The organism is Bacillus sp. 22475, assembly GCF_052044835.1.
In the GTDB taxonomy this organism is placed as follows: domain Bacteria; phylum Bacillota; class Bacilli; order Bacillales; family Bacillaceae_G; genus Bacillus_A; species Bacillus_A cereus.
Genome location: NZ_JBQENW010000002.1, coordinates 18,543 through 31,766, shown reverse-complemented (window position 1 = coordinate 31,766; position 13,224 = coordinate 18,543). Strand labels below are relative to the sequence as shown.

The following is a 13,224-nucleotide window of genomic DNA, read 5'->3' as shown; positions in this document are numbered from 1 at the left end:
TATAGCTTTAAAGCTAATATGGATAATTTTACTTGTTATTTTGGTCAAGTCAAGGATAACTACATAAAAAGGCAGCTGAATACTAGATTCAGCTGCCTAGAAAATATAATGGATTAGTTTGTTGCTTCTTTCAATGTGTTTACGTTTTCTTCCATTAAAGTGAAGTAATCTTTATTATTTTTTGCATCATCTTCAGAAACAGTAGCTAAGTGATTTAAGCGTAAAACTTTTGTACCAGTTTCTTTTTGAATAACAGATGCTACTTTTGGAGTAGAGAACGTTTCGAATAAAATATATTTTAGATTATGTTCTTTTACTGTTTTTGTAATGTCAGCAAGCTGTTTTTGAGATGGTTCATCAGAAGCTGAAATTCCAGCGATAGGAATTTGTTTTAGGCCGTATCGTTGTTCCCAGTAACCGTAGGCAGCATGAGAAACTAAAATTTCTTTCGTTTTTGCGTTCGCTACAGCTGCCTTAAATTGATCGTCTAAATCAGTAAATTTAGTTTGAAGTGCTGCGAAGTTTTTTTCGAATTCTTGTTTATGTTCAGGTTGTAATTCTACAAGTGCATTTTTAATTTTTTCTGCCTGTTTCATTGCTAGAGTAGGGTCTAACCAAATATGCGGGTCTTTATCGTGATGGTGTTCATCTTCTTTATGGCCATCTCCATGATCATGATGCTCTTCTTCAGTAGAAGCACGAAGCTCAATACCTTTAGATGCATTTACAATTTTAACATTTTCTTTTTGTAATGTTTTTTCCATTTTTTCAGCAAATGGTTCTAATTCAGCGCCGTTATAAACGAATAAATTGGCTTTTGCAACTTGTACTGTTTGTTTTTGACTTGGTTCAAATGTATGTGAATCTGCACCAGGTGGGTAAATTGCTTCAACATTTACATAGTCACCACCGATTTTCTTTGCGAAATCAGCAAGTGGGAAAATCGTTGTATAAACTGTTAGCTTTCCATCTTTCTTGGCATTACTTTCTTTTTTATTTGAGCAGCCAGCGAAAATTAAGGTAAAAATAAGTAAGAATGAAAATATAGTCAATCTTTTAGGCATGAAGTTCTCCTCTTTTCTTTTTTACGGATATATTTTCCCCAATTATAGAAGAAAAATATCATTTTAATACAAAACGGAATAATTACGTTTTAGTTTGCGAACTTAGTATAATACATCTTTAATAAAGTTGCAATAAATAATAATCATTCCGATTTGTTTTTGTTATAAAGTTGTCAAATACAGGTGTATTATTTTTGCAAATGCATGCATATGTGACAACGCTGTTTTCATATATTGAAAAGGAGGTAAAGAGGGGGATGAGCGCTTGGGTTACTTAATGGAAGCTATTTTATTAATATTAGCGGTAGTATTGCCATTATCTTTCGTATTAATTTTTTTAAGAAGATTAATAAGTAATTTAGGGGACGCTACAACAATAACGAAATTACAAGAGAGAGATGAGAAAAAAGAGTGAGTAAAGCACTATGCGTACGCATAGTGTTTTACTTGTGGTAAAATAAGAGCAGGAAACTCCTAAAGGTTGTATTTTACTGAAGGAGAGAAAAGTAAAATAAGAGGTATATGCATATATGAATAAGCGAACAGCGTTAATACTTGGTGCAAGTGGTTTAGTTGGACAAGAGATAACGCGTCTATTACTTGAATCAGATTACTACGATTCGGTTACTATTTTTGTAAGAGAGCCAATGCAATTGCAACATGAGAAGTTACAGCAGAAACAAGTTGATTTTTCGGTATTAGAGGAATATAAAGAGTTCTTTGCTGTGGATGATGTTTTTAGTTGCTTAGGAACAACAATAAAAAAAGCAAATTTTAAAAAAGTAGATTATGAATATACGTTACGAGCTGCTTGTTTAGCTGAAAAACAAGGGGTGCAAAATTTCCTTGTTGTGTCTTCTATGGGAGCGAATCCTAAATCATTTTTCTTTTATTCACAAGTGAAAGGAAAAATGGAAGAAGAATTGCAAAAGTTAGTGATCGGTGGTATTCACATTTTTAGACCATCATTATTAGTAGGAAACCGACAAGAATTTCGTTTCGGCGAACGAATGGCTGAAAAGTTATCTCGTATTATTCCTTTTATCTTTAAAGGAGCTTTCAAAAAGTATAAACCAATTTCAGCTAAAGATGTGGCGAAAGGGATGTATATAACCGCGCTGCGAGAAGAATCGGGTATCCATACTTATAATTCAAATGAAATTACAACGATAGAATAAATAAAACCGAGAAGAATGACTTTTACTGAAAGACGAAGGAAATAGGGTTTTAGGCTTGGATTAACAGTAAATACATGTTGTTTAACACTTATACTAAAATGAAAGAGGAGTGGGGAATCCACTCCTTTTATCACGCCAATTTATGATCTTAATTCTATTTTTATCCCTCATACGTCCCAAATACGCCTGATTTTATGGTACAGAAATGTTAAAAGAACATAAATCTGAGATGATCGGAATGGCAGCTGATGCGATTCAAAAGCTGAAAGAAACAATTTCAATAGATGCCTCTATTGCTAGGAAAAATGACATTTTCTTATCCAAAATTGTGGTTGTGGTAATTGGTTTAGGATTAAAATTATGCTTAAAAAACAAAAAAGGTATGGGTTTCTAAATAAAATTTGAACTTTAAGATTAGGTTAGATTAGAAATGGATAATTAGTCCTTTGATCTAAAATATTTTTTTGGGAGAAAATTAATGATATTTTATTAATAGTAAAGTTCTTGCTCTAATATGTTTGCCAAACGTAGATAAAGTATGTTTAATCAATATTCGGAATGAAAACTCTAGATTTTCTATGTTACATAGAAAATCTAGAGTTTTTTTATAACCTATAATTACATAATTTTTATCATTTTTGCACCAGAAACGATATCCCTACATTTATCAGCCCATTTGGTTAAGGCATCGAATGGACCTTACGTTTACCATCGCGATTTCTGATAACTTACATGTAGAGGTATCACTCAATATAACAAAAATGTAATGTTAATGAAATGTAATTCCACCGATACTATTAATGAAATTATATAAAATGAAGGGGAGTTAAAGAATTTTTATAATGAAAAAGGAGAAGTATTAATGCGAAATATATTAAGTGTAGAAAAAATTGAAAAATATTATGGTAATAAAGATAATGTAACAAAGGCTATAGATAATATTAGTTTTAAGGTAGATGAGGGAGAATTTGTTGGGATAATGGGGCCCTCAGGAAGTGGCAAAACTACATTACTTAACTGTATATCAACGATTGATAATGTTACGACGGGAAAAATAATAATCAATAATAGTGACATTACTCGGTTAAAATCAAAGTCACTAGACAAGTTTAGAAAAAATGAATTAGGGTTTGTATTTCAGGACTTTAATTTATTAGATACTCTTACTGCTTATGAAAATATTGCCCTAGCTTTAACTATAAAAGGTGAGGAAAGTTCAAAAATTGATGGCAAAATACAAGGAGTTGCAAAATATTTAGACATTGAACAAGTATTAAGCAAATACCCTTATCAAATATCAGGTGGACAAAAACAAAGGGTTGCTTCGGCAAGAGCTATCGTAACAGATCCATCTTTAGTACTTGCAGATGAACCAACAGGTTCGTTAGATTCTAAATCAGCTAGATTATTACTCGAAAGATTTGAAAGTCTTAATAAGGATTTAAAAGCTACAATACTTATGGTTACTCATGATGCATTTACAGCCAGCTATGCTCGTAGAATTCTTTTTATTAATGATGGCAAAATATTTATCGAGTTGGTAAGAGGAAATGATTCCAGAAAAGAATTCTTCACTAAAATTATCGAAGTTATAACCCTTCTTGGAGGTGACGATAATAATGTACTCTAAGATTGCTATTGGGAATGTAAAGAAAAGTTTTAAAGATTATGCCATATATTTCTTAACACTAACACTGGCTGTTTGTATATTTTATAGCTTTAACTCAATAGAATCACAAAAGGCACTTATGGAAATTAACGCTTCAGATAGAAAGTATGTGCCAACAGTAATGAACGCTATCTCAAATGTGTCAGTATTTGTATCAGTAATATTAGGTGGTTTAATATTGTATGCAAATAATTTCTTAATTAAAAAACGTAAAAAAGAATTAGGAATATACATGACTTTAGGTATGGGAAGAAGAAACATATCCAGAATATTAGTAACAGAGACATTTCTAGTTGGCATTATATCTTTAGTGAGTGGACTTATAATAGGTATTGGAGTATCGCAGGGATTATCTACATTTCATTAAAGTTATTTGAATTGCCCATCAATAAATATAAATTTATAATTTCAACAAGTGCTATAGGTAAAAGCGTATTATACTTTGGAATCATGTTTTTGCTTGTTATGTTATTTAATATATATGTTGTTTCTAAATACAAAATAATTGATATGTTAACAGCAGGTAGAAAAAATGAAGATGTAAAATTTAGAAATCCTCTTATCTATGTAATCACATTTATTATGTGTGTAGCATCACTTGGATATGCATATGTGACTGTACTAAGGATTGGATTGAATTATCAAAATCCTATGCTCGTGGTATCAATCCTTCTTGGCATATTAGGTACATTTCTGTTTTTCTTTAGTTTATCTGGATTTATATTATATGTTGTAAAGAAGAATAAAAAAGTCTATTTTAAGGGTTTAAATATATTTATCATCAAACAAATAAATAGTAAGGTTAATACAAATTTTATATCCATGTCTGTAATCTGTTTAATGTTATTCCTTACAATGGTGACTTTATCTACAGGAATCAGCTTTAACAGAATGATGGACGCAACCATAAAAGAAACAACACCATTTGATGCCAGTATTGTGTTGGTGAATAGGGATGAAAGTTACACTATAGAAGACGTATTAGACAAATCAAATTTTAAACTAAGTAATAACGAAAAATATGTATCTTATAATGTATATTCAACAGAGATGAAAGTGGGGGGCTTAATACCAGAAGTATTTAAAGATTATAGGTATAGCGGTGCGAATATCATTAAAGTATCTGATTATAATAAAATTTTAAATCTCAAAGGTGAAAAGAAAATTACTTTAAATAACAATGAAGTTGTACTTTTATCAAATATTAACCGGTTGGTTACTCCGATAAATAAAAGATTAAAAAATAGTAATAAGGTGAATATTAAAGAAAAAGATTATCTGGTAAAAAACGCTAAAGTTATACAAGAGAATCTTTACACTTCTGATGCGCAACTTAATTTCTTCGCAATCGTTATAAATGATGAGTTTGTATCAGACCACAAAATTAGTACATCCGTACTTAATGTAAATTATGTAGATGGAAATAGAGAAGAATATAATAAAAAATATGATAACGTTGCAAAGGGCTTTTATGACGAAAATGGCCCGAAATTAAATATTGGATATATATCAGGCAAATCAAAGGATGAAGTTCGTGCAGAAAGTAAGGGATTGAAAACGATCATAATGTTTATTGGGATATATATAGGAATTGTATTTCTAATAACGAGTATGGCTGTATTAGCTCTTCAACAATTATCAGAAGCCAGTGATAGCATAGATCGATATAAATCTTTGAAGAGAATTGGTTCAAACGGAACCATGATTGACAAAACGATTTTTATTCAAACTTTCGTATACTTTAGTCTACCAGTTATTCTTGCCCTAATTCATTCTATAGTTGGAATTTATGTAATCAATAATTTTATTAACGCAATTCAACCAACAGACATTACTTTACCCGCATTGATGACTGGCTTAGTATTTCTTGTAGTTTATGTAGGGTACTTCTACACGACATATGTCGGGTATAAAAATATTGTAAAAAGTAATACTTGATTTTATAATGCTCATTAGGGCTATTACACCTTGTTTTTCAAGATGTAATAGCCTTATATTCTGTATAGGGAGGGAAAAGTCATGAAAAAAATCATTCTGATTGAAGATGACGAAATCATCAGAGAAGAATTACAACATTTTTTTATAAAGTATGGATATGAAGTAAAGGCTCCCACAGATTTTAATCATATTATCAAATATATAGAAAGCGAGAATGCAGACCTTATATTACTAGACATAAATCTTCCTGTTTTCGATGGCTATTATATATGCAGAGAAATACGTAAAGCTTCAGATGTTCCAATATTCATGGTTACAAGTAGAGATAGTGATGTAGATGAACTAATAAGCATGAATTTAGGAGCAGATGATTTTATAACAAAGCCTTATAATACAGAAATACTATTAGCAAGAGTAACAAACATTTTAAGAAGAACATCTGGAGATTTCAAGATGAATCATATCTTAATGTATAGGGATTTTACTTTAAATCTTTCAAATGCAACAGTTACTTATCAAGACAAATCTGTAGAATTAACTAAAAATGAAGTTAAAATACTCTCATACTTAATAAATAATCGTGGGAATATTGTAAAAAGAGATTCACTCATAGAAACTTTATGGAAATCTGATTATTTTGTGGATGATAGCACCTTAACTGTTAATATAAATAGATTAAGAAAAAAGCTTGAAGAGATAGGTATAGAAAATCCGATTGCAACAAGAAGAAGCTTAGGGTATATAATGCCATGAATATAGGTGAATTTATTAAAGATAAAATAGTAGTAATACTATCTAATGTACTGGTATATATCATACTAGCAGGTATATTGCTGACTGCGCATGTTCCGTTCATTATCATATTCTTTGTCTTTTGTATTTGGTTTTTTCCATTGATTTCATATATGGTTATAGAATTTATAAAATGTAAAATTTATTATAATGAGATTAACGGTATATTAGAAAACTTGGAGAAAAAATACTTACTTCCAGAGGTAGTAAAGGAGGCAAACTTTATACATGGGAAAAAGCTTAACGCTATACTGAAAGAAGTAAGTAGAGATATGCATGAAAATGTAAATTATTATAGAGATATGCAATTGGATTACAGAGAATATATAGAGACATGGGTGCATGAAATTAAGACACCAATAGCTTCTACAAAGCTTATTATTGAAAATAATCAAAATGAAGTAACGAATAAAATTGACTCTCAAATGGATCGGATTGAGGGGTTTGTTGAACAGGTTCTGTATTATTCTCGAAGCTCTAACGTGAATAAAGACTATATGATAAAGCCAATCAATCTTGATAATGTAGTAAGGAATGTAATTAAAAGAAACTATAGGGATTTTATTCATAAGAGAATAAAATTAGATATACAGGGTATTGATGAGATTGTATATAGTGATGTAAAATGGGTTGAATTTATTATTAATCAAATAATAGGAAATTCTATAAAGTACTCAAATAACAAAGAACAAATGATACGTATGTACTCAATTAAGAAAACTAACTCAGTAATATTAACTATAGAGGATAATGGCGTAGGGATAGTAACTAAAGATATAAATAGAGTTTTTGAAAAAGGATTTACTGGAGAGAATGGAAGAAGATTTAGCAAAAGTACAGGAATGGGCTTGTATCTATGCGAAAAACTGTGCTCAAAATTAGGTATGAAAATTACCATTGATTCTGAAGTTAATAAGGGAACTAGGGTTACATTAATATTTCCGTTGTCAGGTATGGTAACTTTTGAGCCTTATTTATAAAAATAGATGCTGCTTTCTTTCCACGAATTTCGTATGAAACTTAAGAACAAACGTAAAACGGTATGAAAAGACTAGAAATTCTCTTCATACCGTTTGTATTATTTAGTCATTTAACATAATGGTATATTTAATTGTGAATCGGATGTTTTGTGTCTAAATTGTGTTCGAAGCTACTATTTTCTTTTTTGATATAGTGACTCCTACTAGGAGAATGATATTTTAGTATATAGAGATTGACCTTATTAGATCCCCTTAGTTCACTGAAACTTTCTTAACGTTGCAAATCTACATATTTTCTAGACAGTGCTGTGTCTAAACTTATATTACAATTAAAGCAAGTATAAATAATTTCAAGCTACAACGGTTGCGTTAGATAAATAGAAATAAACTAAGTTGTTTCTATTTATCTATTTTATTACTCTCACTATCAAAGGCCTTTCTTTAATAAGGTGGTATTTTTTCACATGGATAACACTTTTAAGAGAGTGAATTTATTTAGGTGGAAAAATCGTGAAGTATTGTACTTAAAGTAAAGAGGGCAGTTTTAAAAGAAAGGACATAACATATTTGTTGACTTAATGAATGTAGTGATAAATGGGTGATAAAAACATAAAAAATAGGTGTATCAAGCAAAGTGTTGATACACCTTAAAACTACATTGTTAAACAACATGTGTTGTCCTGTAGTATATCCTTAATTATTTTAGGTTCAGTCTTACATATTCTTCGTGGCTTTATTTATTCGTATGAATTTTTCCTGGTGCTCGCTTATATTGGTGAGGTTCTTGCAATTCAAAGCCAAGTTCATTGGCCGCTATTCTTGGGAAGTACGGATTGCGAAGTAATTCACGTCCGATGAAAATTAAATCTGCTTCGTTATTATTTAAAATTTGCTCTGCTTGTGACCCAGTCGTAATCAATCCCACTGCACCAGTTGCAATCTTAGTATGCTCTTTAATATGTTTGGCATATTGTACTTGGTAACCAGGATACACATCAATATGTGCTGGTACAACTGCACCAGAACTACAATCGATTAAATCTATTCCCTGTTCTTTCATCAACTTTGTATACTGAACATAATCTTGAACTGTTAGCCCGTCAGGATGATAATCATTTGCTGAAATACGAACGAATATTGGTCCGTCCCAAACTTCATTTACAGAGTCGATGATTTCGCGTAAGAAACGATAACGGTTTTCAGGTGAGCCGCCGTATTCATCTGTTCGTTTATTAGTAAGTGGTGATAGGAATTCATTGATAAGGTAACCGTGAGCGCCATGTAGTTCGATAACATCAAATCCGGCTTGTTTTGAACGTAACGCGGCCTTCTGAAAAGCTAATATAGTCTCTTTGATTTGTTGTATATTCATTTCTACTGGTATTTTCATCGTATCATTAAAAGGAATTGCAGAAGGAGCGAAAGCATTCGTATCTAATTCAGCTTTTCTTCCGGCGTGAGCGAGTTGAATGGCAGCTTTTGCACCGTTATCATGTATAAAAGTAGTCGTTTTATGTAAGCCTTCAATTAGGTTGTCATCCCAAATGCCCAAGTCTTTGTTAGAAATTCGTCCTTCAGCTAACACCGCAGTTGCTTCAACCATAACTAAACCTACTTGGCCAGCAGCGCGAGTTCCATAATGAATGAGATGAAAATTCGTAACGCGGCCATCCTCACTCCCTGATGAATACATACACATAGGCGACATAACGATACGATTTTTTAGTGTAACGTTCTTAATTGTATAAGGTGAAAAAAGCTTGGAATTCATCAAATAGCCTCCTTGAGTGAATTTTCTTATATTTTACCATTCTCTTTTTTGTTTCTCTAATAAAACGCTTATACGAAAAATTTTGTTTATTCGTGTTACAATGACTAATATGAACTGAATTGGAGGATGGCATATGTACCAGGCTTATTATGAGAGCGAAGTAGGTTTGCTTGAAATTTCAGCGAATCAAGAAGGAATTACGTCTGTTATATTTGTTGATGAACGAAAAGAAGAAAATAAAAATGAAATGATAGAACAATGTATAAATGAGTTAGATGAATATTTTAAAGGGAAAAGAAAAGAGTTTACGGTCATGCTGTCTGCTGAGGGAACAGCATTTCAAAAAAATGTATGGGATGCACTTTATACTATTCCATACGGCGTAAGTGCTTCATATTTAGATATTGCAGAGAAGGTTGGAAATACAAAAGCTGTACGGGCAATAGGAGGGGCGAATAGTCGGAATCCAATTTCAATAATCGTTCCATGTCACCGAGTAATAGGAAAGAGTGGAAAGCTTGTTGGATACGCTGGTGGTTTATGGAGGAAAGAGTGGTTATTAAAACACGAAGGTATTTTGAAATGACGTATGGATGGGAAGAGGGATTGTTTTGAAATGTATAAATTGTGGGCAACCTTGCGAGGAGGAACAGTTAAATTGTGCAAGTTGTCAGCGAAACTTGGATAATAAACAAGATGAAGGTAGCTCGTTAATAGATAAAGAACTAGAAGTATATGTAGGGAGACAATATCCGTATTATCAAAGGAAATGGGAGCTTGAGAATAAGCGGATTGCTAGGTGGAGCTGGAATGGTTGGGCTGCTATTTTCAATATAGGCTGGCTAGGATATCGTAAATATTATATACCAGCTGCTTTATTTATGCTGTTATTAGTAGCGTGTGATGCATTTTCGTACTATATGGGATTTAATGTAGCGTTGCCAATCATTAATATGGTGCCTCTGACGTTTTTATTACTCATTTTTATTCTGTTTGGAATGGGGATTTTTGCAAATGGATTATACTATCAATTTGCGGAAAGACGTATATACCGAATAAAAGCAAGAGAAATAAAAGATAAATCAGTTGAAAACTATCTAATCAATGATAGCGGCGGAACGAGCAAAATGGGAGCGACAATTGTTACTATTTTAGCAGTTGCTAGCATATTTTTTAGTCATTTCTTTTTTCCGACTGATCGAGACGTTATTCAAAAGGTTCGTACAAGCTCGCTTTATGAATATCCTTTCTTTTCAATAGGTGAATCTTTCGAAAATTATTTTCAAAATTCAGGTTGGATATATTATCGTGGAACAGAAGGGTTAGAATTAGTAGAATTCCAAGGATATAACGCCGAGGTGCCAAGACAAAAGGTGGCGATTCAATTTGTTGTCGATTATAAATTGGGTGAAGTGGAACCATACTCACTTACGGTTAATGGTGAATCTAAAACTGAAGAAGAGTTTTTGAAGATGATGGAAGAAATATTTAAAGTTCAAAATCCATTTGATATAGAGGATGGATTACAAGTAAATGCTATTTAAAAAAGCGGTTGGAAAGAAATTTCTAACCGCTTTTTTCTATGTTTGTAAAAATAAATATTTAAAATAATCAGAATCTTTTGTATAATAAAATATATTAAATAGGATTTAACTTATACATATAGATTGGGGGAAGGAAGAATGAAGAGAAAGACAACAACAATTGCTGCACTTGCATTAACGACGAGTGTATTGGTTGCGGGATGTGGGAATGGTGAGAAGGCTTCGACAACGAAGAAAGAATCGAATAAGGGAATGGCAGATAAACAAGTTTTAAATTTACTAGAAACAGCTGAAATTCCTTCAATGGATACATCTAAATCAACGGATTCTGTATCTTTCCGTGTATTTGTAAATGCAATGGAAGGTTTATATCGTCTAGATAAAGATAATAAACCAACACCAGGCATGGCAAAAGATGTGAAGATTAGTGAAGATAAAAAGACATATACATTTGAATTGCGTGATGCGAAATGGTCAAATGGTGATCCAGTTCGAGCACAAGATTTTGTATATGCATGGCAACGTACATTAGATAAAGCAATAGCGGCAGAGTATGCATTCATTTTATTTGATGTGAAAAATGCACAGAAAGTAAATAAAGGAGAATTACCATCAGATCAATTGGGTGTTAAAGCGAAGGATGATAAAACGTTGGTAGTAGAATTAGAGCAACCAGCACCTTATTTTCTTGAGCTTACGTCATTCCCTACATTTTTCCCATTAAATGAAAAATATGTAAAAGAGCAAGGGGATAAATACGGATTAGAAGCAGATAAATTAGTATATAATGGACCATTTACAATGAGTCAATGGAAACATGAACAAAATTATCAGTTGAAGAAAAATCCTAATTATTGGGATAAAGATACTGTAAAGTTAGACGAAATTAATGTAAGTATTGTGAAGGAAACAAGCACAGGGGTAAATTTATATGATAGTGATCAAGCAGATCGAGTTATTTTAACTTCTGAATTTGTTGATAAATATAAAAAGAATAAGCCAGATGAATTTAAAACGAAGTTAGATCCACGCATATATTTCTTGCGTTTTAACCAAAAAAATGCAACATTTAAAAACCAAAAAGTACGTGAAGCAATTGATCTGGCATATGATAAAAAAGGAATTGCTGATGTCATTTTAAATGACGGTTCATTGCCAGCATATTTCTTAGTACCTGAAAAATTCACGACAGGTCCGGATGGAAAAGACTTCCGCTCTGTAAATAAAAACTTCCGTGATAGTAAAGATAATGCCGAGAAAGCAAAAAAATTATGGGAAGAAGCGAAGAAAGAGCTTGGCCAAGATACAATTACGGTTGAATTACTAAACGATGATAACGGTAGCCGTAAAAAAGTAGGCGACTTTATTAAAGAAGAACTAGAGAAAAACTTGCCTGGTATTAAAGTGAATTTGAAACAGCAACCATACAAGCAGAAGCTAGATTTAGAAAAGAAATTCCAATATGAATTCTCATTATCTGCATGGAGCCCTGACTATCCAGATCCAATGACTTATATTGATATGTTTGTTACTGGAAGCTCATTTAATGAAATGGATTATTCTAATCCGAAGTATGATGATTTAGTAGCGAAATCAAAAGGAGAGCTATTAAAAGATGATAAAGCACGCTGGAATGCACTTGCGGAAGCTGAAAAAATCTTAATTGGTCAAGATGCAGCCATTTCTCCTACGTACCAACAAAGTACAGCTTATTTAGAGAAGCCATTTGTAAAAGGTATTGCTAATCATACGTTTGGTGGGGACTTCAGTTATAAATGGGCATATATTACAAAAAAATAGTACAATAAAAGATGGGCGAATATTCGCTCATCTTTTATTGTATAAGGAGGAATTATAGTTGTTAAGGGGAATCAATCATATTTGTTTTTCAGTATCTAATTTAGATAACTCTATTATGTTTTATGAAAAAGTATTAGAAGGAGAATTATTAGTTAAAGGGAGAAAATTGGCGTATTTTAACATATGTGGAGTATGGATAGCGCTTAATGAAGAGACACATATTCCGAGAAATGAGATTCATCAATCTTATACGCACATTGCATTTTCTGTTGAACAAGAAGACTTTGAATGTCTAATACAGCGATTAGAAGAAAATGATGTTCATATTTTACAAGGAAGAGAACGTGATGTCAGAGATTGCGAATCTATATACTTTGTTGATCCTGACGGTCATAAATTTGAGTTCCATTCAGGGAGACTGCAAGACCGTTTAAATTATTATAGGGATGAGAAACCTCATATGACATTTTATTAGGGAGGGATAGCAT

12 protein-coding genes and 1 pseudogene are annotated in these 13,224 nt (G+C 31.9%); 11 read left to right on the top strand and 2 right to left on the bottom strand.

Annotation, left to right across the window (positions count from 1 at the left end):
- Positions 1-113 precede the first annotated feature (113 nt).
- On the bottom strand, positions 114-1,064 hold the full coding sequence (locus ACTJJY_RS03385) for a metal ABC transporter substrate-binding protein (protein WP_001126153.1): 951 nt from the start codon (positions 1,062-1,064) through the stop codon (positions 114-116).
- Positions 1,065-1,329: 265 nt separating this feature from the next.
- Here ACTJJY_RS03385 and ACTJJY_RS03380 point away from each other — a divergent pair, with 265 nt between their 5' ends.
- The 7 genes and pseudogenes from ACTJJY_RS03380 to ACTJJY_RS03350 all read left to right on the top strand — a co-directional run bounded on the left by ACTJJY_RS03380 (position 1,330) and on the right by ACTJJY_RS03350 (position 7,621).
- A complete protein-coding gene (locus ACTJJY_RS03380; protein WP_000540932.1) occupies positions 1,330-1,479 on the top strand; it encodes a hypothetical protein in 150 nt (49 codons plus the stop codon).
- Between the two features lie 115 nt (positions 1,480-1,594).
- Positions 1,595-2,242 (top strand): oxidoreductase, encoded by a 648-nt coding sequence (locus ACTJJY_RS03375; protein ID WP_440605008.1) that lies wholly within the window; start codon positions 1,595-1,597, stop codon positions 2,240-2,242.
- Positions 2,243-2,480: 238 nt separating this feature from the next.
- Complete coding sequence (locus tag ACTJJY_RS03370; RefSeq protein WP_440605007.1) at positions 2,481-2,636, top strand: hypothetical protein; 156 nt, start codon at positions 2,481-2,483, stop codon at positions 2,634-2,636.
- A gap of 468 nt (positions 2,637-3,104) precedes the next feature.
- Positions 3,105-3,872: an ABC transporter ATP-binding protein gene (locus ACTJJY_RS03365; RefSeq protein ID WP_440605006.1), complete on the top strand. Its 768-nt coding sequence runs from the start codon at positions 3,105-3,107 to the stop codon at positions 3,870-3,872.
- Positions 3,862-5,849, top strand: a pseudogene (locus ACTJJY_RS03360) (FtsX-like permease family protein). The gene ACTJJY_RS03365 and the pseudogene ACTJJY_RS03360 overlap by 11 nt, the downstream one beginning before the upstream one ends.
- Positions 5,850-5,930: 81 nt before the next feature.
- Positions 5,931-6,602, top strand: a complete 672-nt coding sequence (locus tag ACTJJY_RS03355) for a response regulator transcription factor (RefSeq protein ID WP_440605005.1) — start codon at positions 5,931-5,933, stop codon at positions 6,600-6,602.
- Positions 6,599-7,621, top strand: coding sequence for a sensor histidine kinase (locus ACTJJY_RS03350; protein WP_440605004.1), 1,023 nt, complete (start codon positions 6,599-6,601; stop codon positions 7,619-7,621). Before ACTJJY_RS03355 ends, ACTJJY_RS03350 begins: the two co-directional genes overlap by 4 nt.
- Positions 7,622-8,354: 733 nt before the next feature.
- On the opposite strand, the gene namA is transcribed toward ACTJJY_RS03350, so the two are convergent.
- The gene (gene namA / locus ACTJJY_RS03345; RefSeq protein WP_440605003.1) at positions 8,355-9,392 is read right to left on the bottom strand and encodes an NADPH dehydrogenase NamA; all 1,038 of its coding nucleotides are present in this window, start codon (positions 9,390-9,392) and stop codon (positions 8,355-8,357) included.
- Between the two features lie 133 nt (positions 9,393-9,525).
- Between namA and ACTJJY_RS03340 the strand changes: the two genes are divergently transcribed.
- The 4 genes from ACTJJY_RS03340 (at position 9,526) to fosB (ending at position 13,211) form a co-directional block, all read left to right on the top strand.
- Positions 9,526-9,978 carry a methylated-DNA--[protein]-cysteine S-methyltransferase gene (locus ACTJJY_RS03340; protein ID WP_440605002.1) on the top strand — a complete coding sequence of 151 codons (453 nt, stop codon included), beginning with the start codon at positions 9,526-9,528 and terminating at the stop codon, positions 9,976-9,978.
- A gap of 7 nt (positions 9,979-9,985) precedes the next feature.
- Positions 9,986-10,936: a DUF2628 domain-containing protein gene (locus ACTJJY_RS03335; protein ID WP_440605001.1), complete on the top strand. Its 951-nt coding sequence runs from the start codon at positions 9,986-9,988 to the stop codon at positions 10,934-10,936.
- 138 nt (positions 10,937-11,074) lie between these two features.
- Positions 11,075-12,736 (top strand): peptide ABC transporter substrate-binding protein, encoded by a 1,662-nt coding sequence (locus tag ACTJJY_RS03330; protein ID WP_440605000.1) that lies wholly within the window; start codon positions 11,075-11,077, stop codon positions 12,734-12,736.
- Positions 12,737-12,794: 58 nt separating this feature from the next.
- A complete protein-coding gene (gene fosB, locus ACTJJY_RS03325; RefSeq protein ID WP_440604999.1) occupies positions 12,795-13,211 on the top strand; it encodes a FosBx1 family fosfomycin resistance bacillithiol transferase in 417 nt (138 codons plus the stop codon).
- The last annotated feature ends 13 nt before the right edge of the window (positions 13,212-13,224 follow it).

Bases quoted from the DNA above. Each gene is read 5' to 3' on its own strand.
- ACTJJY_RS03385 (WP_001126153.1), bottom strand. From the start codon at position 1,064: ATGCCTAAAAGATTGACTATATTTTCATTCTTACTTATTTTTACCTTA.
- ACTJJY_RS03375 (WP_440605008.1), top strand. From the start codon at position 1,595: ATGAATAAGCGAACAGCGTTAATACTTGGTGCAAGTGGTTTAGTTGGA.
- ACTJJY_RS03370 (WP_440605007.1), top strand. From the start codon at position 2,481: ATGGCAGCTGATGCGATTCAAAAGCTGAAAGAAACAATTTCAATAGAT.
- ACTJJY_RS03365 (WP_440605006.1), top strand. From the start codon at position 3,105: ATGCGAAATATATTAAGTGTAGAAAAAATTGAAAAATATTATGGTAAT.
- ACTJJY_RS03355 (WP_440605005.1), top strand. From the start codon at position 5,931: ATGAAAAAAATCATTCTGATTGAAGATGACGAAATCATCAGAGAAGAA.
- ACTJJY_RS03350 (WP_440605004.1), top strand. From the start codon at position 6,599: ATGAATATAGGTGAATTTATTAAAGATAAAATAGTAGTAATACTATCT.
- namA (WP_440605003.1), bottom strand. From the start codon at position 9,392: ATGAATTCCAAGCTTTTTTCACCTTATACAATTAAGAACGTTACACTA.
- ACTJJY_RS03340 (WP_440605002.1), top strand. From the start codon at position 9,526: ATGTACCAGGCTTATTATGAGAGCGAAGTAGGTTTGCTTGAAATTTCA.
- ACTJJY_RS03335 (WP_440605001.1), top strand. From the start codon at position 9,986: ATGGGAAGAGGGATTGTTTTGAAATGTATAAATTGTGGGCAACCTTGC.
- ACTJJY_RS03330 (WP_440605000.1), top strand. From the start codon at position 11,075: ATGAAGAGAAAGACAACAACAATTGCTGCACTTGCATTAACGACGAGT.